The sequence below is a fragment of the Endozoicomonas sp. ALD068 genome (assembly GCF_049310145.1).
Lineage (GTDB): Bacteria > Pseudomonadota > Gammaproteobacteria > Pseudomonadales > Endozoicomonadaceae > Endozoicomonas_A.
On record NZ_JBLYNU010000004.1, the window covers coordinates 968,941 to 987,646 of the forward strand.

Below are 18,706 nucleotides of genomic sequence, written 5' to 3' on the forward strand. Positions count from 1 at the left end.
GTTAAGGAGGGGGCTGGCCTGGGTGCTGTCGGTTGCCGTCGGCAGAGCTCGAATGCAGAAGGCTGGTGAAAGAAGCTGCAGGTTCGATGATTGTTTCTGATACCTCCCCGAAATAAGTCGTTTGCGAGGAACTGATACCCAGGGTCTCGTTATAAGAATCTGCCAAGTCCTGCTGTGCCTCCATGCCCGCTACAAAATCCGGTGATTGTGCCAATGATGACAGGTCTCCTCTGCAAAGTGGGCAGGACCATCGTGTTTCTGCCGTCCTCGCTACGGGGTCGCCTAGACGGGCGCTATTCTCGGTCTAGTGATCATAACTGACCCAGACTTTAATCTTGCTGCTATCGCTATTGTCAATCCATAACAATCCGTCTGGATCTGCATCTTCGCCTATCGTTGCATAGGGATCCTGATGCAAATCTTTAAACCACAAAAGTTGGGCTGATCTTCCAGAGTGATTTTTGCTTTTTACCTTGAACAGCACGGAAGCCCAAGACCTGTCACAGATCCCCGTATCAACGTAATGAATATTCATAGTTTGTCCGTTCTCATAACCCGGAACCGTCTGCACAGAGGCCGGTGAGACATAATCAACGCATGCATCCGATGGATCCTGCACTGGCTTAGCTATGTAAACATCTTTATCGGTCCCGATTTTCTGTAAGAATTCTATGTGCCCGAAACCATCGGAAGAAGCATCCGGGGAAGAGAGTAAGAACACAGCTACCAATAGCGCGGGCAGAAAGCTTTGGCTTGTCTTTTGCTTCAACATAATCGAACCTACTGCCGTATAACGACAGTGAGTATTCTAGGACACTCTGGTGTTTTTGCTAGCAGCCTGACCGAGAATAGACCGCCCTACTGCGGCGGCAGCAAATTGGTCTGAAAATACGCTTTTGTTCGTCAAATAGCTCGCTATTCTCCTCACAAAACCGAATTTTCATCCTCAATTTTCTGCCGTCCTCGCTACGGGCGCTATTCTCGGTCAGGCTCCTAGTGCAGCTAAGCTCTGATATCCATACACCCCTCGTTCCCACGCAACAGAGGGTGTCGCAAAAGCCTGGTTCCCCTCCCGTCATTTCCGGCCTCACTCCCGTCATTCCCGCGAAGGCGGGAATCCACACAGACTCACCACCAGAACCATACTGCCCGGTGCCCCCCTGGCCTTTTCATCCGCGAGAAGGCAGAGACCCGCTGTTGGCGCTGGATTCCCGCCTTCGCGGGAATGACGACCTCAGAGTATCGGAACGAGTGGGCTGTATGGATATCAAGGCTTGGCTGCACTAGCAGCCTGACCGGCAATGTATTCAGATTATGCTTTATGGAAAAGACCCGATCCGGAGAACCTGTCCCCTGATGCGGTGCAAACTCGACAATAAAACGTCTTGTCAGCTTTTCGGCCTGACAAATAACAGACAGCGAAAGCAGCAATAATAGAAGCACCGTAGAAAGTGTTTTTACCATCATTATCCAGACATCTTTTCTTTCTGTTTGTGCAAAGTAGACTAACAACAAGAACAAGTGTTTATTTCTGTCAAAAACCAAAGGTTGCAGCAGGTAAAAGTTTGTTGAGAATAAAATGGCAGGTACCTTGGCGTCATCAAAGGCTATTCTTGATCACGCATTGAATAATAAATTTGGGACAAACAATGAGTGAACTATTAATCTACCAGGCTGGTAACGGCAATATACAAGTCAAGCTTTCCGAGAAAACCGTCTGGCTAAGCCTGAATCAGATGGCAGACCTGTTTGATAGAGATAAATCGGTGATTTCGCGCCATTTGCGTAATATTTTTCATGATGAGGAACTGGTACGTGAGCAAGTAGTTGCAAAAAATGCAACAACTGCCAACGACGGTAAAACGTATCAGGTGGAGTATTACAATCTCGATGCCATTATTTCTATTGGTTATAGAGTCAACTCTAAAAAAGGCACTCAGTTCAGGCAGTGGGCTACAAAAGCTCTGAATGATCACCTTACTCACGGTTTCTCCATCAACCAGCAACGTTTTGAAGAAAACGCCAAAGAGTTGGAAGCTGCTTTAGCGCTGATTCGCAAAGCAGCAGCAACGCCGGAACTGGAAGCAGAGGCGGGCAGGGGGCTGGTTGAAATTGTCAGCCGGTATACTCAGACCTTTCTCTGGCTGCAACGCTACGATGAGGGCTTATTGAACGAACCGGCAGGTCAAACCGGCGGCACCCTGGTCGATGAGCATCAGGCCATGGCATCATTACATGAACTGAAAAAGCAATTAATTCAGCGAGGCGAGGCCACAGAGCTGTTTGCAAAAAACAGGGATGATGGTTTGGGCGCATTATTGGGAAATCTTGAGCAGACGACTTTCGGTGAACCTGCCTACCCAACCGTAGAGAGCAAAGCAGCGCACTTGCTCTATTTTGTGGTAAAAAACCACCCGTTTGTGGATGGTAACAAGCGCAGCGGTGCTTTCCTGTTTGTAGACTTTCTGTATCGCAATGGTCGCCTTATGAACGAGGAAGACCAACCAGTGATTAACGACACAGGTCTTGCAGCGTTGACTCTGTTGGTTGCAGAGTCAGACCCGAAACAAAAAGATATCCTGATACGCTTGATTATGAACATGCTGACTCCTGAGGCAGCCTGACTATAAATGACTTCACTTTCAACTGAATCTGTCAATACTCCACGCTGCTTCAACAGTTCAGGAACAGGATGAAAAGAATCCATTATGGCCCTTTCATCCAGCTTTGTTCTCTGTTCCTTCAGATATAATTGAATCGTCGTTTTTATTCTTTGCTCATAAATTCCAGATGTCTGGAATGCACATCCAGATGGGTCTCCCGTATCGTTTTATCCAGTTCTTCGTCTGACATAAACTGTTCGGAGAATCCCGGCATCACCGGGTCCAGATGAAGTTTTGCACACGCCTTGAACTGTCTTATCAGATCTCTCGGGTTTTCATCGCCCATGGCGACACGAATAGTGGTCAGAAAAATGCCCGCCTCTCTCTGGGCGGATTCGTCCATTTCTGAATGAGACGTTAAGGCCGGACAGAGTACCAAAGTATTGCTCTGACCAAGGCTGACCATATGACCAAAAGCCGGTTCCAGGGCATCAAAGAAACGGATGAAAGCTTCTCTGGGAATCCGGGCTTTCTCCATATCAATACTGAACAGCGGGCTGGGCAGGCCGAGATAGAGCTGCTGTTCCCGCAAGTCTGAGTTAGGGTGGCTGCTCAGGGCATGGCTGTTGACCTGGATCTGGTCGTGGGCATTAAGATAGTGACTGAACACCAGAGTATTAATGCACTTGGATAGCATTCGGTTTTCCAGGGTTTTCAGACCATTGATAATGTCCAGAGATTTATCGGCATCCAGGAAAGCGCCCTTGATGTAGTACACGTCCCAGAACAGGGTTTCATGCCAGCTTACGCCTTCATGCTCAGTGTTCTTGGGCAGGAACATACGACGGCTTTCAGCAACGATACCACCTGCAGTGGCGCTGCCAGAGCCGGAGATGTCTTTGGTGTAACTGTGGATGACCCAGTCAGGTCGCTTGCTCTTGTCCTTATTGCGCAGTGGGCGATGAAGGAAGGGCGTGGCCAGAGTTGAATCGAGAGCCACCAGATAACTTTTCTCATGACTTTTTTTACAGATGCTGGCGACATCAATCACATTGCCGTGGGGATTGCAGGGGGATTCCAGATAAACCAGGATTTTTTTGCCATCTTTCAGGGCTGACTTATATTTCTCTTCGACCTGTTTGAGTTTCTCACTGAATGCTTCGCCAGAAAATCCGTCAAACCATTCCAGCTTGACGGCCATGCGGTCAGGGCGGGCATAGAAATCCTGCATCAGCTGGAAAGTACCGCCATAAACATTGCGGGAACTGAGCAGAATGTCGCCATGCCTGAGCTGGTTTGCCAGCAGGGCATCAATCGCAGCCATACCGCTGTTGAAGTTCCAGGTCATGTAGTCACCGGCATTTTCTCCTGCTTCCAGAGCGGTCAGGGTGTTGGCCAGAGAGATCGATGTCGGGTTGAGCAGGCGGCTGTAAATCGGGTGAGTGCTTTCCTTGCCGTTAAAGGCATCTTCGACCCACTCGGTACAGGCATAGAGATAAGTGGCAGTCTTTACCACGGCGGGCGTGGCCGAGAACAGGGCGCCGACATTGGCAAACAGAGGGTAGTCACCTTTGACAACCCGGCTGCTGACATCCATTCCCAGGGCATGATAATCCTGCTTCATGCTGGGTTGCAGCATGTCGATCAGCTTGGCCAGCTGGAAACAGAGAAACTTTTTGGCATTAAAGTGGCTGATTTTGTCCGACTCAGGCAGTGAGGCTATGGCCTGACAAAGGCTCTCGAACTGGCTGATATCGGAACCTGCCTGGTAAAGACTGCTGGCGGCACTGAGTAAAGATTGGCCAAAGGGCGTGTCAGGTTGAATACCAAAATGTTGAAGCTGCTCAGCGGCCAGTGCATCGGCATCCTGAGCCCGGGTAGTGTTGCGAATGGGTGACAAACGCTGCATAACAGGAATCTGGTTATTCATGAGTGTGTCCTCTTTATTAAGAAAATGCCCCGACTTCGTGATACAGAGCTAGTGGCACTTTCCACTTAAGGCTTTTTTTATCGGGAATTACAGCAAACATCCCGGTAAGGTGATGCAGACTGCGTTTTTTCGCTTGTGGCGATTTGATAGTATTATCCTTCCATATTTGTTTTGCCTTGTAACGGGCTAAAAAGCCTGAAAGGCAAAATTCTTTTCCTGGATTGCTAACTGTCCACCAGGAACTATTCAGATGAGGATAAGTGGATTTGATGCAGCTTAAAGACTTTCTGGCCCAGATGACGCCAGAAATTTACCAGAACATGAAACAGTCGCTGGAGCTGAGCCGCTGGCCCAATGGTGACAAGCTGACACCAGACCAGAGAGAAGGCATCCTGGAGGCTCTGATCGCCTGGGAGCACGATAACCTGCCCGAAGAAGAGCGCATTGGTTACATGCCTGTGAATTGCAAAAGTGCATCCGGACAGGATGCGTCTGAAACCACCATTCTGCGCTTTAAAGACTGAGGTATAGAACTTGACTCAACCTCTGAGTGGCGCACTGCGCAAAATGGAATCGCTACTGAAAGAAGGCCAGCCGGTGGAGTACCAGCTGCCTTTGGGCGATGATCGACTGCCCCTGAATGAACTGATGGGAAAAAAACTGACCCTTGAATACCAGGGCGAGATCAACTGCTGCCACTGTGGCCGCAAGACCAGGAAAAGTTTCAGTCAGGGCTTCTGTTATCCCTGTTTCAAAAAGCTGCCCCAGTGTGACAGCTGTATTATGAGCCCCGAAAAGTGTCATTATCATGAAGGCACCTGTCGGGATGCCGCCTGGGGTGAAAAGTTCTGCATGACCGATCATGTCGTCTATCTCGCCAACTCCTCGGGTCTGAAGGTCGGTATCACCCGCGCAACTCAGGTACCCACCCGCTGGGTGGATCAGGGGGCGACCCAGGCCCTGCCTTTTGTCAGAGTCTCTACACGACAGCAGTCTGGTTTAATCGAAACCCTGTTCAAGGCCTTTGTGAATGATCGAACAAACTGGCGTGCCATGTTGAAAGGGACGGCAGAACCTCTGGATCTCAAAACACAGGCCAGTGATCTGCTGGAGATGAACGCTTCACGGCTGGAAGCGCTTCAGGAACAGTTTGGATTACAGGCCATAACACCGGTGGCCGATCCGGAAGTCGTTGATATTCGCTATCCCGTCGAGCAATATCCTGTCAAAGTGACTTCTATGTCCTTTGATAAAAAACCGCTTATTGAAGGCGTACTGCTGGGCATCAAGGGGCAATACCTGATCCTTGATACCGGTGTCATCAATATTCGTAAGCACACTTCTTATCAAGTCAACGTATCAGTTGCAGCCTGATCGGCATGGAGAGGAAACATACCTCTCTCCCTATTGAGCCAAAAGCTCTAACAACAAAAGCACGGCCATGGTAAAGGAAGGTTGAAAATGAAAGACGCCCAACCCAGAGCTATTTACCTGAAAGATTATCAGGCTCCGGATTATTGGATTGACACCACTGACCTGACCTTCGACCTGTTCGAAGATCACGCACTGGTGACCTCGGTACTCGGCTTGCGCCGAAATGAAGATCGTGGACAAGATACCCCCGACCTGACTCTGGTTGGTATCGACCTGGAGCTGGTCAGTGTCTTTATTGACGGTTCCGAACTGACCTCTGATCAGTACATCCTCGGTTCTGAAAGCCTGACTGTACCGGTCACCCGTCTCTCATTCTCTCTGACGGTTGTGACCCGTATTCGTCCTCAGGAAAACACTTCTCTGGAAGGACTGTATAAATCCAACGGCATGTTCTGCACCCAATGCGAAGCAGAAGGCTTCCGCAAAATTACCTACTATCTGGATCGTCCGGATGTTATGTCCAAATTCACTACCAAGGTGATTGCCGACAGAGGCCGTTACCCGGTACTGCTGTCCAATGGTAATGATATTGCCCGTGGCGAGTTTGAAGGTGGACGACACTGGGTGACCTGGGAAGACCCGTTCAAAAAGCCCAGCTATCTGTTTGCCCTGGTAGGCGGTGATCTGGAAATGGTGGAAGATAGTTTCACCACCATGCACGGCAGGGAAGTAGCACTGCGTATTTTCACCGAGTCTCACAATATCGACAAATGCAACCACGCCATGCTTTCTCTGAAAAAGTCCATGAAGTGGGACGAAGAGGTGTATGGTCGTGAATACGATCTGGATATCTTCATGATCGTAGCGGTAGATCATTTCAACATGGGGGCGATGGAAAACAAGGGTTTGAACATTTTCAACTCTTCCTGTGTACTGGCAAGCCCCGATACGGCTACTGACGCCAGTTATCAGCGTATAGAAGCGATTGTTGCCCATGAGTATTTCCATAACTGGTCTGGCAACAGGGTCACCTGTCGTGACTGGTTTCAGCTGAGTCTTAAAGAAGGCTTCACTGTATTCCGTGACGCTGAATTTTCGGCAGATATGAATTCACGGGGCGTCAAGCGGATTGCAGACGCTGCGGTAATGAAGACGGCACAGTTTGCTGAAGATGCAGGCCCCATGGCTCATCCTATACGCCCACAGTCATTTATCGAGATCTCCAACTTTTACACCCTGACCGTTTACGAAAAGGGTTGTGAAGTGGTTCGGATGATTCAGACCATTGTCGGTAAAGACCATTTCCGCAAAGGTTCAGACCTGTACTTCGAACGTTTTGACGGTGAAGCAGCGACCTGTGAAGACTTTGTAAAAGCCATGGAAGAGGCTTCCGGCGTTGACCTCGGTCAGTTTCGTCATTGGTATAACCAGGCGGGAACGCCGGTTGTTACCGTGACCGACAGTTTTGATCAGGCGTCAGGTCGGTACACTCTGACAATAGCTCAGAGTTGTCCGGCCACTCCGGGTCAGGAGACTAAGCTGCCTTTTCATATTCCTGTGGCTGTTGCCCTGCTGGACAAGGATGGCAAAGCCCTGCCACTGAACGAAGCCGGTGAGACTGAACGGGTTCTGCATGTTACAGCGGCTGAAGACACCTGGACATTCGAAGGACTGACTGAAAATCCATTGCCGTCTATTCTGAGAAACTTCTCTGCGCCCGTTCGTGTCAAATACGATTACCGTCGTGAAGATCTGGTTTTCCTGATGAAGTACGACAGCGATAGTTACAATCGTTGGGATGCAGGTCAGCGTCTGGCCACTGCGGTTATTGAAGATCTGGTCGACGGACTGCTGAAGGACAAAGAAACCGCGATTGATTCAAGGCTGGTTGATGCCTTCGGTGTCGTGCTCGCCGATGAAGAGCTGGACAAAGCGGTTAAAGCAGAAATGTTGAAACTGCCCTCTGAAGCGAGTCTGGCTGAGCAGGCGGAAGAAATTCACCCTCTGCAGATCTGTGAATCCAGAAGTCGTGTTCGCAAAGCCATTGCCGAGGCTCACAAAGATAAACTGCTGGAGCTTTATCAAACTCTGCACCTGAAGGGTGAGTATCGCCCGCAAGCCGGAGATATTGCCAAACGTACCCTGAGAAATATCTGCCTCGGCTACCTGGTTGAACTGGAAGACGACAGTCTGCAACAACTGGCTGAAGATCAGTACAAGAATGCCAGCAATATGACCGACCTGCGTGCAGCCATGGGCGCCGTCATTAATTCCAGTTTTCAGAGTCGGGAAACCATTGATTCTCTGCTCAATGACTATCTGGATCGTTATAAAGATGACGCAGTGGTCATGGACAGCTGGTTTATGCTGCAAAGCAGCAGCCCGTCTCTGGGCACTCTGGAGCATCTAAGGTCACTTCAGGAGCATGAATCTTTTGACCGCACCAGCCCGAATAAGCTGAGAGCATTATTGGGCGGATTTACCAGCGGGAATATGAAGCAGTTCCACTCAGGCACAGGCGAAGGCTATGAGTTCCTGGCAGACTGGGTCATCACCCTTGATAAACAGAACCCGCAAATCGCTTCTCGTCTGATGACGCCATTGACACGCTGGAAGAAATACCAGCCAGCTATAAGGGAACGCATGAGAAAAGCGCTGGAGCGGATCAAGGCAGTACCTGATCTGTCTACCGATATTTATGAAGTAGTCACCAAGAGTTTGTGATCTCTACCTCTTTCTACCCTGCTGCCGAGTTGGAAGCAGGGTGGAACCCATTTAACGGACACCCTGCCTGCGACAACAATCTTCACTTTTTCCTGAACAGAGCAACAGCTGCGGAACTTATTAGCACTTTAGTGCTCTATATATATAGTGAGCAAATGGATCATGGTAACTAAAAAAAAGAAGGGGGGGGGCGCGCAATGGATCAAATCAAATTAGGTGTTCTGTCGGCACTTTCACATTCGTGGCACAATCATTCAGAATCCTTGATGTCAGTCAGGGCTATAACATCCCTTGTTAATGGCATCAAGGCATGTTTTGGTGGTTATTCTGTCAGCATTTTGCACTCTACCAACACAAAACTGATGAAAGAGCATCCTGATGCATGGTTTACTAAAGCACTCCATAAACCATTAAGTGCTTATAATATTAACATCCCGCTAGCCTGCGAGGGATCAACTCACTATGTTAAAAACAAGGTAAATCAGCTGCATGATCAAGGGCGAAGTCTTCAGGTTAAACTTGCCTTCCAGGAGGATGGTATTAGTGTTCCAATCCCCATCTATGACTCCGACAATTCCCAGTTCCCCACAAACCTTAATTTTCAAGTCCATCGCTCTGATAATGACACCATAGCACCAGGGAAAGAGATAGCCTGCCGTCATTTCGCTTGGGCTTATGCCAGAAGAGTCTTTGGTCGGCGGAAGGATTTTGAAATAATAAATACCCCAGAAAAAATACAGTTAACCTTTGCAAATACAGCTGATGATCCATTAAGAGAGTCATACTATCTTCCAGTTAGATTGGCAGATGGTCAAATGACTAAGAGAGCCTGTTTTGCTGACTTGTATTATTTTCATAAAGGCAAGTTTGCAGAAGCTCTTACAGGGCTGGTAGAAAAGTACTGGAATATGTCGGACAGTGATGAAAAGAATTTTTTTTTCCGTTCCCGAGAACATGGAAGATTTTCTCACTCAATGGCCCTGAGATTAAAGAAGCAGAATGGATGCATGAAGGTTATTTTTTACGACCCTAACGCCACACTCAGGCACAAAACATTCCTTCTCTCGGAACCAGGTTTGGCTGCATATATCGCCGGTGAAGATCTTCAAGCCAGCTTCCTCTCTTATGGAGTGCTTATGAATATTGATGATAGGAAGAAATCTTATGATGAAAGTGATATCCGGAGTTTTGGTGGCTCACTGAAGAGTAATCATTTAATGATAGATCCTGGGCATGAGACTCATGCTGTATTAAGGGGATAGTGGAAATAAGTATTCGGAAAATAGTACTTTTGTTTCAGATAAGTAACTATACAGGCACTTGATATTATCCAAAGATTTATAAGGTAATTATAAATTTTTTGGCGATTTATAGAGGTTTGTTTTGAGTTGGGTTTCAGGTAAACACTGGGTGTTATTTAATTTTTCATTTAATTTGAACTTACTGGCAAGTTTGAACTCTAAATTGATCATGATTGTTGATAATGAAAGGAATATCATGAAATGGATCAGATTAATCTTGGTGTTCAGTCGGCACTTTCACATTCCTGGCACAGACATTCAAAATCCTTACTGCCAGTCAGGGCCATAACATCCCTTGTTAATGGCATTAAGGCATGTTTTGGTGGTTATTCTGTCAATGCTTTGCGTTGTCTTACCACAAAGCTGATGAAAGAACACCCTGATGCATGGTTTACTAAAGCACTCCACAAACCATTAAGTGCTTACAACATTAACATCCCGTTAGCCTGCCAGAGATCAACTTGCTATGTTGCCAACAAGATAAAACAACTGCATGAAAAAGGGCGAAGCCTTCAGGTTAAACTTGTTTTCAAACAGGATGGTTCTATCGTTCCAATTCCTATGTATAACTCTGATGATTCCTGGTTTCGAAAAAACCTCAATGGTCAATTCTGCCGGTCTGACAATGACATTAGAGCACCTGGAGAAAAAATAGTCTGCCGACATTTTGCCTGGGCTTATGGCAAAAATGTATTTGGCCGAGGGAAAGATACTTTTGAAAGAATAAATACCTCAGAAAAAATACAGTCAACCTTTGCAAATACATCTAATTTTCCATACGAAGTAGTAGACTACTCTAAATATGGAATATTTGCTGATGGATATTATTTCCTTGAGGGAAAGTTTTCTGAGGCTCTTACAGGGCTGGTAAAAAAATATTGGAATATGTCGGCTGGCGCTGAAAAGAACTTTTATTTTCGTTCACAAAACGATGGCACAATTGACCACGCAATGGCCTTGAGATTAAAGAAACAGGATGGATGCATGAAGGTTATTTTTTATGACCCTAACGCTACACTCATGCACAGAACAATCCTTCTCTCGGAGCCAGATTTGGCTGCACACATTACCGGCGACGATCTTCAAACCAGCTTCCTCTCTCACGGAGCACTGATTAATATTGATGATTTTAAGAGATTTTCTAATCAATGTGATGTTCAGTGCTTTGGTGCCTCGCCCAATGTGATGAGTCGTCATATACAAATAGCAATTGGACATTATCCCGAAATACCACGGTGGAAAATGGGTGGCTTTAGATAGATCACTCTGCAGGTAATGCACCCAATCACCTGAGTTAATTCGTGGTGATCGGGTGTCACCCGGTTAAGCTTCTTCAGATCAGAATAAGAAACTATCGGTATCCAAATCCCCAGAGGGAATTTCTGACCTGCTTTCACTAACAGGGCGTTGAGAGCTGGGCGTGATACAATCTGGGACTGCAGTTTCTCCCCGGCTATTGGAATGAAAATCGTCGACAGTATCAACCTCCCACCTCTCAAAAGCTCCCATCCGAGATGATTGATTAAATGCTAAAAATTTTTCAGAAGGGGTTGTTTCGAATAACTTCTTATATTCAAAACCCTTTTTTTCCAGCTCCTGTTTCAATCTATCCCAGCTAAAAGATTTAGTAGATGGATCGAAAATGGTGCGAAGAGGCACGGAGTTATGTTCGTCATTGATGAAAATAGCGTTGTATTTCCATAAATCATAATGATAGATGTATAGATCTGTGCTGAGGTCAAAAATGGCTGGATGCGTTTTTTTCAGGCTGATAAATAATAAATCGGTTCGCATGTCTTCCAGAAGATTTGTGAAAGCAGCTTCTGGAGTTTTCGCTTTGTTAATATCTTCAGCCCAATAGGAGAATTCGCCCTCGGGCTCGTTGGGTTTGAGCTGCATAAAAAGCACAATCGCTGGTTTCTCGTGAAGGTGTACTAATCGGGTTGTTACGCAATATTTTTCATCATAATGCACATGAGTGGCTTTGTACTTTTTTTCAGCAAATGACTCACGGAGCCATTCAATAATTGGAGCATGGTTGTTCTCCAGAAAGTTTTCTGCCGCTTGATATGGGAAAGTTGCAAGAGGATAAGGGCAGAGCGCTTTCTTGCCGGAGCTAATCGAGGCATTGGCACCTACCACAGAACAAAGGTTTTCAGCGCATTCCAGTGGCAAATCTTCTCTTAATGATGTGCTATTTTGGTAAATTTTAATCGTTGAAGGACTGGCATGATCCCTGCAATGAGGACAGGACTGTTTGTTTAATTTAGTAACGCATTCTGAATGGTACACATGGAAGCATGGCAACAAGGATAATGGTTTGATTTCAGTATTGGTGAAAAGATCCAGGCATATACTGCACTTACCTTGAAGAGCAGCTTCTACTCGCCGAGATGACTTTGTAGCTTGAAGTTGGTGCCCCTTAAAGTTTGCATTATTAGCTGGAGACGTTGATTCCGAAGTATGGGCTTTAGTCTCAGGCATAGCGTATTTGGGCTCTGTGCCAGTGCTGATGTTATTCATGTTGTACCTCACTTATCTAATTGGTTAATTTTATGACTATTTTCACAAGAAAAAGTTCCTAACCGGGCATACAGAAGGTTTCGTTCTAATAGAGGTATGGCCGACAGTTGGGGGGGGCATGCAGCCAAAATGCTTCTAACTGGCTGTTTTCGTTGATGAAAAATACAATTTTTCTTTTTTGAGGCAGTGTGTCGAAGAAAAGGTCATCAAGTGGTTCCAAAGGACTGTGATCGTCAGTGATGATGGCACGGCGAAAATCAGTAGCCTGCAGACCGATGGATCATGGAAACTAAAAGCCAACATTGTCCACCAGGATAAGGTTCTCTCTGCCAGCTTCAGTGCCGATGCTTGCCATGTGGTGACCGCCAGTATCGATGGTGTCGTAAAAATTTATGGCCTGCAGGCCAATGGCTCATGGCTGCAAAAAGCCGCCATTCAAAAAAAGACAGAATTCACCGCAGCCAGCTTCAGCGCCGATAGCCGCAATGTGGTGACCGTCAGTCGAGATAACAAGGTGAGAATCACTGAACTACGCAAGAAGGATTGATGGTTGAATGAGCGTAGACAACTTTTTCGTATGTAAACGCAGAATCTTTATATTGTGCTTCCTTATATTCTTTATTGCGAAAAACTGTGCTGTTGGATAATAAGCTTCTTGAAACTAGATTTCCTGATTTTTCTTGGGGGGAGTGGTGATTGTATTTTGAGTTTTTTAATGGAACTTTTATTTCAAAATCGAATCCAATTTACAGCATCAATTTTGAATGCCCTCTTTAACCGGGGAGATAGTAACTCAGGAGAAACCCAGCATGGACTCTAACGCTAACATTTCCAGCACAGTCGCTTCACTCTCGCTACAGCCTGTGGACACTCCAATAGAGAGCGAGCCATCGGGTGTTAGTGCGGGCAGATCCATCGCTCTACCTGATAAGGACATTGAGAAAACAGTTTCATTGCACTCTTTGCCCGAAGAATTACAAATTAAAATTTTTCGTTTGTTGGAGTTTCGGGATATTATCGGTTTACAACAGGTATCTACTCACTTTAACAATCTTATTAAAGACGATCATTCCTTGGAAAAGGCATGGTATCGCCGGTTTTCTTTACAACACCAGGATCAATTAAAGAAAATCCTTCCGACAAAGGATAAAGAACAACTCCGTAATTGGCTGCGACCCTTTACGAAAGATGAAGCGTTAGTTGAATCACTCATCAATCACCGGGAGAAAGTTTATTTTCCTGCTTTGTTCCATTTCAACAAAGCTAGACTGATGTCTCAATACAAAAAGTATTATTTGGATACACAAGCGGTCATTGCTCATAATGGCAGTCCGAACCGAATCGAATTTAGCACCGATGGCCGCCATTGGCTCACCAGCAGTATAAATGGCGAGGTGAAAATCATTGCTCAGAAGGGCGATGGGTCTTGGGAGCAAAGACTCACCCTTTCCCATGAAAACGGTCTCATATCAGCCGTCTTTAGTGCCAATGGCAAGCACTTGGTGACCATCAGTGTCGATGAAACGGCGAAAATCTGTAGTCAGGGTGATGATGGGCGATGGGAAGAAAAACTCACCATTTCCCATTCACATTACAGTTGGTCCTACTCAGCCACCTTCAGTGCCGATGGTCGTCATTTGGTGGTTGCCAGTGACTTTACTGCGGCGAAAATCTATGGTCAGGAAGTCGATGGATCATGGGTAGAAAAACTGACTCTTGCCCATAATCTGACAATCGCCTCAATCACCTTTAGCGCCGATAGTCGCCGAGTAGTGACGGCCAGTGTTGATAAAACTGCGAAAATCTACGTTCAGAAGAGTGATGGTTCATGGGAAGAAGAAACGACTATTTACCATGATGAAACTGTCCAATCCGCCATCTTTAGTGCGGATGACCAGCATGTGTTGACTGTCGGTCAAGATTACAAGGCAAAAATCCTCAGCCAGAAGCTCAATGGATCATGGGTAGATAAAGTCACCATTTCCCATGACCGACTGATCAACTCGGCCACTTTCAGCACCGATGGTTACCGAGTGGTAACGGCCAGTGAGGATAGTACGGTGAAAATCTATGGTCTGAAGACCGATGGAGCATGGGAAGAAGAAGCTAATATTTTCCATGATCACTGGGTCAACTCAGCCAGCTTTAGCACTAACGGCCGCCATGTGGTGACCACCGATCGTAATAACACGGTGAAAATCTACGGTCATAAGGACGATGGATCATGGGAAGAAAAGCTCACTATTTTCCATGATGAAAATATTATCTCAGTCATCTTCAGCCCCGATGGTTGCCATGTCCTAAGCAGCTGTAAGTATGGTACCAGGAAAATCTCTGGCAGGAAGGCTGATGGATCATGGGTCGAAAAAGCCATCATTTGCTATGGAGATTCTTTTCGCCCAGCCGTTTTCAGTACCGATGGCCGCCATTTGCTTACTACCCATTTAGATGGAACGGCAAAGATTCATGGTCAGGAGATTGATGGATCATGGGTCGTAAAAGCCATCCTTTCCCATGATTGTTCGATCGAATTAGCCACTTTCAGCACCGATGGTAACCATGTATTGACTTTCAGTAGTGATAATAGAGTGCGAATTAATAAACTACGGATGAGTGAATGATTGATTACTGTGACAAATAAAAGGGGCGCCATTCTGGTTGTGAAAGACAAAAAGACAAGCCTTCCTACAGAGGATAAAGAACAACCCCGTAATTGGCTGCAACCGCGTACGAAGTCTGCGTTTTTTACCCACTTTGACCTAACTCCTCAATCTCTTCTTTTATTTCTTGAAGCTTATCTGTTAGTCCTAATTCAGTAAATGAGTTTATAACCTCAGTATTCTCATTAAGTATTTTCAACACCATGAGCAAGACCTTCTTTAAGTCTTCATTCAAACCTTTGTTTCTTTGCAAACCCTCAAGAGTTCTATCAAGTACACCACCTGGCCCGGTAAATGGGGAATCGCTAGCAAAAGTACTTAAAAGATTAGACGGAGTATTGCCAACGCCGGCTTCTACCAAGTTCCATAATTGCCCTAAATATATATCTTTCGGATCTATCGGGTTAGGTTGACCTTCACTTAAAAGCACTGCTCTCATCATTCTAACTGACGCAATCATTGTTGAAAGCCTGGATGATTCACAAGCATCCAAAAGCATTGTATGACTAGCTTCGCTTTTTTTAAATGATATCGTTAAAGCTTTGTCATTCAATGAGATGAGGCGAGTAGCAGTTGAGAGGACTGTTGCCCTTGAATAACAAGAAAGTAAACATATTAATAACACTAAAATCGTATTTGTGAGTCTCATACTAAATTAGTCTCAAATTTACATTACGATGAAAAAGTAGCATTGGATACGTGGAAAAGCAAAGCACCTGAATCAAATTCACCGTTTGCGTCCTTATCTCGATTTTTAGTAGTTATTGGGCCTTATCCCCAGCCTGTCGAAGCGAAGAATAAATAAGGAGATAAATCAAAAATAGAAAAAGTCTGGTCACGCAAAAATTTTATAAATTAGAAACTAATTTATAATTCATCTTGCTTAAGATTCACCGCAACGGCTCAAACTTTTACTTTGGTAATAGCGGCAAACTCAATAAAGCGTTGAAAAACGACTGCATAGGTTTTAAAAGACACACAATGTCATCTCACCAAAGTTATTCAGTAAAAATGATGAAGTATAAGACCAAAAAAATGAATCAAACAGTCAAAATAAACGACTACAATAATTTAACTCACAAAACCATAATTGAGCTGTACTTATGAGCCTTCAAAGCCTTGATTCGCCCAACAGCACGATAGAATCGATTATTGCAACTCATGATTCTTAGTCATTCGTCTGCATCGATTGCAAGCCTTTTCAGAACAGGAGTATGCATTCTGATATAGAGCCTTTTCCGTCTTTTCTTACCGCTCTTCCACTCCAGTCGACCGTTTCCGGGTAATCATGAAGAATTTAACATCCTTCTCCATCTGAATACGGTGTTCCAAAACCCGGTTCCCACGCTGAAACATGGGAGCCAGAATTTTGCGACAGCCTCGATTCAGGTGGGGGAGAATGGCAATCAGCACTTAACTCCAATTAATGAACTTTTATTTCGAAATCTACTCTTAAGTACTCAACCATACGAAATCATATTTTCTGACTTATTGTTCAGGCACTCGCGGCAACTGCTCCTGCGTTGCTCTAGCTCCTGCATCCATGCAGTCGTGCTGCGTTGCAACTCTGGTCACATAGTTTGCTATGTTCCCGTCGTTGCGCCTTGCAGAGCACCTGCCCAATAAGCCAGAAGTATTCGATTCCGTATGGCTGAGTACTTATTAATTGCATCAGTTTTGAAAGCTCTTTTTTAATTGATTGAAAGTTCTAACATAGGAGAAACCAGGTTTGGATTCTATGAATAGTGAATCCGGCGTAGCCGGTTCAGTCTTGCTGTCAGATGGTTACGCTCGATTGGAGGGAAAATCATCAGGTGTCAGTAAAGTTAGATCCATCGCTGTACCCGACAAAGAAATACAGAAAACTGCTTCATTGCACGATTTGCCCGAGGAATTAACCGTCAAAATTATTCGTTTGTTGGAACTTCGGGATATTGTCCGCTTGCAACAGGTATCGACTCACTTACACAGGGTAATTAACGACAATCATGCTCTGGCAAAGGCATGGTTTCAGCGGTTTTCTTCACCTCACCAATATCAATTAAAGACAAGCCTTCCTGCAGAAGATAAAAAACAACTCCGTCTTTGGTTGAGGCCGTTTACGAAGGATGAAGCGTTAGTCGAATCACTCATAAAATGCCGAAAGAAAGTTTATTTTCCTGCTTTGTTTTATTTCACCAAAACTGGGCTAATGTCTCAATGTAAAATATTTGATTTAGAGAAAAAAGCTACCATTGCCCACTATGACCGTGTCAGATCGGCCAACTTCAGCGCGGATAGCCGTCATGTGGTGACCGCCAGTAACGACAAAAAGGCGATAATCTATGGCCAGAATGACAATAAGCGATTATGGGTAAAAGAAGCCACCATTTCCCACGATGGTGACGTCAACTCAGCCATATTCAGTGCCGATGGCCGCCACGTGTTGACGATCAGTAAGGATCGCACGGCGAAAATCTATGGGCAGGGAGTCGGTGGGTCATGGGTACATAAACTCACCATTTCCCATAATGGTTTCGTCATCTCAGCCTCTTTCAGCCCGGATGGTCTGCACTTGATAACCGGCAGTATCGACCGCACGGCAAAAATTATTAGCCAGAAGGATGATGGATCATGGGAAGAAAAGCTCATCATTTCCCATAATTACCGGGTCGACTCTGTCACATTCAGCTCTGACAGCCGTCGTGTGATGACCGGCAGTTTCGATAACACGGCGAAAATTTATGGTAAGAGGACTGATGGATCATGGGAGGAAGAAGCCTTCATTATCCATGATCACTGGATCCAGTTAGTCGCTTTTAGCGCTGATGGTAGCCATGCGCTAACCGCCGGTGATGATCACAAGGTGAAAATCCACCACCTGGAAGAGAATGGATCATGGTTAGAAAAAGTGACCATTTCCCATGATAACTACGTGGAGTCAGCTACCTTCAGCGTCGATGGCCATCATCTGGTGACGGGCAGTTTGGATAACACGGCGAAAATCTATGGTGAGAAGACTGATGGCTCATGGGAACAAGAAGCCATTATTTCCCATAATCACTGGGTTGCATCAGCCAACTTAACTGCCAATGGCCGCCATGTGGTGACCGTCGGTAGAGATTACAAGGTCAAAATCCATAGCCGGCAGGTCAATGGATCATGGGTAGAAAAGCTCACCCTGTCCCATAATGATTGGATCAACTCAGCCACCTTCAGCCCTGATGACCGCCATGTGGTGACCGCCAGTATGGATGGCACGGTGAAAATCTGTGGCCTTAAGATCAATGGATCATGGGAAGAGAAACGCACCTTTTTCTGTAATGATTGGGTCAACTCTGCCACCTTTAGCCCCGATGGTTGCCATGTGGTAACCGCCAGTGATGACTGCACGGTGAGAATCATTGGCCAGCAAACTGATGGATCATGGGTCGTAAAAGCCATCCTTTCTCATAAACGTTCAATCAAATCAGCCACTTTCAGCGCCGATGGTAACCATGTATTAACTATCAGTAGGGATAATAAAGTGCGAATTATTAAACTACGGATGAGTGAGTGATGGTTTCCTGTGACAAATAAAAGGGGCGCCATTCTGCATGTGCTGAAAGACAG

15 protein-coding genes are annotated in these 18,706 nt (G+C 45.7%); 10 read left to right on the forward strand and 5 right to left on the reverse strand.

The genetic code is table 11. From position 1 onward, the window contains the following. Position 1 precedes the first annotated feature (1 nt). Positions 2–214: a hypothetical protein gene (locus ACO6V5_RS02915; RefSeq protein WP_422412297.1), complete on the reverse strand. Its 213-nt coding sequence runs from the start codon at positions 212–214 to the stop codon at positions 2–4. A gap of 90 nt (positions 215–304) precedes the next feature. Further along, positions 305–772, reverse strand: coding sequence for a hypothetical protein (locus ACO6V5_RS02920; RefSeq protein ID WP_422138433.1), 468 nt, complete (start codon positions 770–772; stop codon positions 305–307). A 275-nt stretch (positions 773–1,047) separates the two neighbouring features. Here ACO6V5_RS02920 and ACO6V5_RS02925 point away from each other — a divergent pair, with 275 nt between their 5' ends. Both ACO6V5_RS02925 and rhuM read left to right on the forward strand, forming a co-directional pair. Continuing rightward, positions 1,048–1,287, forward strand: coding sequence for a hypothetical protein (locus ACO6V5_RS02925; RefSeq protein ID WP_422134421.1), 240 nt, complete (start codon positions 1,048–1,050; stop codon positions 1,285–1,287). 362 nt (positions 1,288–1,649) lie between these two features. Continuing rightward, complete coding sequence (rhuM, locus tag ACO6V5_RS02930) at positions 1,650–2,624, forward strand: RhuM family protein (protein WP_422410997.1); 975 nt, start codon at positions 1,650–1,652, stop codon at positions 2,622–2,624. A 142-nt stretch (positions 2,625–2,766) separates the two neighbouring features. Here the strand turns inward: rhuM and ACO6V5_RS02935 are convergent, their stop codons facing one another. Then, a complete protein-coding gene (locus ACO6V5_RS02935; protein ID WP_422410995.1) occupies positions 2,767–4,533 on the reverse strand; it encodes a trans-sulfuration enzyme family protein in 1,767 nt (588 codons plus the stop codon). 269 nt (positions 4,534–4,802) lie between these two features. Between ACO6V5_RS02935 and ACO6V5_RS02940 the strand changes: the two genes are divergently transcribed. The 5 genes from ACO6V5_RS02940 (at position 4,803) to ACO6V5_RS02960 (ending at position 11,192) form a co-directional block, all read left to right on the forward strand. Continuing rightward, the gene (locus ACO6V5_RS02940; protein WP_422411001.1) at positions 4,803–5,057 is read left to right on the forward strand and encodes a YeaC family protein; all 255 of its coding nucleotides are present in this window, start codon (positions 4,803–4,805) and stop codon (positions 5,055–5,057) included. A gap of 10 nt (positions 5,058–5,067) precedes the next feature. Continuing rightward, positions 5,068–5,907, forward strand: coding sequence for a DUF2797 domain-containing protein (locus ACO6V5_RS02945; RefSeq protein ID WP_422410993.1), 840 nt, complete (start codon positions 5,068–5,070; stop codon positions 5,905–5,907). Between the two features lie 87 nt (positions 5,908–5,994). Then, positions 5,995–8,631: an aminopeptidase N gene (gene pepN, locus ACO6V5_RS02950; RefSeq protein ID WP_422410991.1), complete on the forward strand. Its 2,637-nt coding sequence runs from the start codon at positions 5,995–5,997 to the stop codon at positions 8,629–8,631. Positions 8,632–8,828: 197 nt separating this feature from the next. Continuing rightward, positions 8,829–9,893: a ShET2/EspL2 family type III secretion system effector toxin gene (locus ACO6V5_RS02955; RefSeq protein ID WP_422138427.1), complete on the forward strand. Its 1,065-nt coding sequence runs from the start codon at positions 8,829–8,831 to the stop codon at positions 9,891–9,893. Positions 9,894–10,133: 240 nt separating this feature from the next. Beyond that, positions 10,134–11,192, forward strand: a complete 1,059-nt coding sequence (locus tag ACO6V5_RS02960) for a ShET2/EspL2 family type III secretion system effector toxin (protein ID WP_422410989.1) — start codon at positions 10,134–10,136, stop codon at positions 11,190–11,192. Between the two features lie 78 nt (positions 11,193–11,270). On the opposite strand, the gene ACO6V5_RS02965 is transcribed toward ACO6V5_RS02960, so the two are convergent. Continuing rightward, complete coding sequence (locus tag ACO6V5_RS02965; RefSeq protein WP_422410987.1) at positions 11,271–12,455, reverse strand: RING finger domain-containing protein; 1,185 nt, start codon at positions 12,453–12,455, stop codon at positions 11,271–11,273. Between the two features lie 226 nt (positions 12,456–12,681). Here ACO6V5_RS02965 and ACO6V5_RS02970 point away from each other — a divergent pair, with 226 nt between their 5' ends. Both ACO6V5_RS02970 and ACO6V5_RS02975 read left to right on the forward strand, forming a co-directional pair. Next, positions 12,682–13,002: a WD40 repeat domain-containing protein gene (locus ACO6V5_RS02970; RefSeq protein ID WP_422134411.1), complete on the forward strand. Its 321-nt coding sequence runs from the start codon at positions 12,682–12,684 to the stop codon at positions 13,000–13,002. Between the two features lie 262 nt (positions 13,003–13,264). After that, positions 13,265–15,076 (forward strand): F-box/WD repeat-containing protein, encoded by a 1,812-nt coding sequence (locus ACO6V5_RS02975; RefSeq protein ID WP_422410985.1) that lies wholly within the window; start codon positions 13,265–13,267, stop codon positions 15,074–15,076. Positions 15,077–15,200: 124 nt separating this feature from the next. Here ACO6V5_RS02975 and ACO6V5_RS02980 read toward each other — a convergent pair whose 3' ends face one another. Then, positions 15,201–15,764, reverse strand: coding sequence for a hypothetical protein (locus ACO6V5_RS02980; protein WP_422134409.1), 564 nt, complete (start codon positions 15,762–15,764; stop codon positions 15,201–15,203). Between the two features lie 1,089 nt (positions 15,765–16,853). Here ACO6V5_RS02980 and ACO6V5_RS02985 point away from each other — a divergent pair. Continuing rightward, a complete protein-coding gene (locus ACO6V5_RS02985) occupies positions 16,854–18,653 on the forward strand; it encodes an F-box/WD repeat-containing protein (RefSeq protein WP_422410999.1) in 1,800 nt (599 codons plus the stop codon). Positions 18,654–18,706: the final 53 nt, after the last annotated feature.

Coding starts and splice junctions, on each gene's coding strand:
- ACO6V5_RS02920 (WP_422138433.1), bottom strand. CDS start 772: ATGTTGAAGCAAAAGACAAGCCAAAGCTTTCTGCCCGCGCTATTGGTA.
- rhuM (WP_422410997.1), top strand. CDS start 1,650: ATGAGTGAACTATTAATCTACCAGGCTGGTAACGGCAATATACAAGTC.
- ACO6V5_RS02935 (WP_422410995.1), bottom strand. CDS start 4,533: ATGAATAACCAGATTCCTGTTATGCAGCGTTTGTCACCCATTCGCAAC.
- ACO6V5_RS02940 (WP_422411001.1), top strand. CDS start 4,803: ATGCAGCTTAAAGACTTTCTGGCCCAGATGACGCCAGAAATTTACCAG.
- pepN (WP_422410991.1), top strand. CDS start 5,995: ATGAAAGACGCCCAACCCAGAGCTATTTACCTGAAAGATTATCAGGCT.
- ACO6V5_RS02955 (WP_422138427.1), top strand. CDS start 8,829: ATGGATCAAATCAAATTAGGTGTTCTGTCGGCACTTTCACATTCGTGG.
- ACO6V5_RS02960 (WP_422410989.1), top strand. CDS start 10,134: ATGGATCAGATTAATCTTGGTGTTCAGTCGGCACTTTCACATTCCTGG.
- ACO6V5_RS02965 (WP_422410987.1), bottom strand. CDS start 12,455: ATGAATAACATCAGCACTGGCACAGAGCCCAAATACGCTATGCCTGAG.
- ACO6V5_RS02975 (WP_422410985.1), top strand. CDS start 13,265: ATGGACTCTAACGCTAACATTTCCAGCACAGTCGCTTCACTCTCGCTA.
- ACO6V5_RS02980 (WP_422134409.1), bottom strand. CDS start 15,764: ATGAGACTCACAAATACGATTTTAGTGTTATTAATATGTTTACTTTCT.
- ACO6V5_RS02985 (WP_422410999.1), top strand. CDS start 16,854: ATGAATAGTGAATCCGGCGTAGCCGGTTCAGTCTTGCTGTCAGATGGT.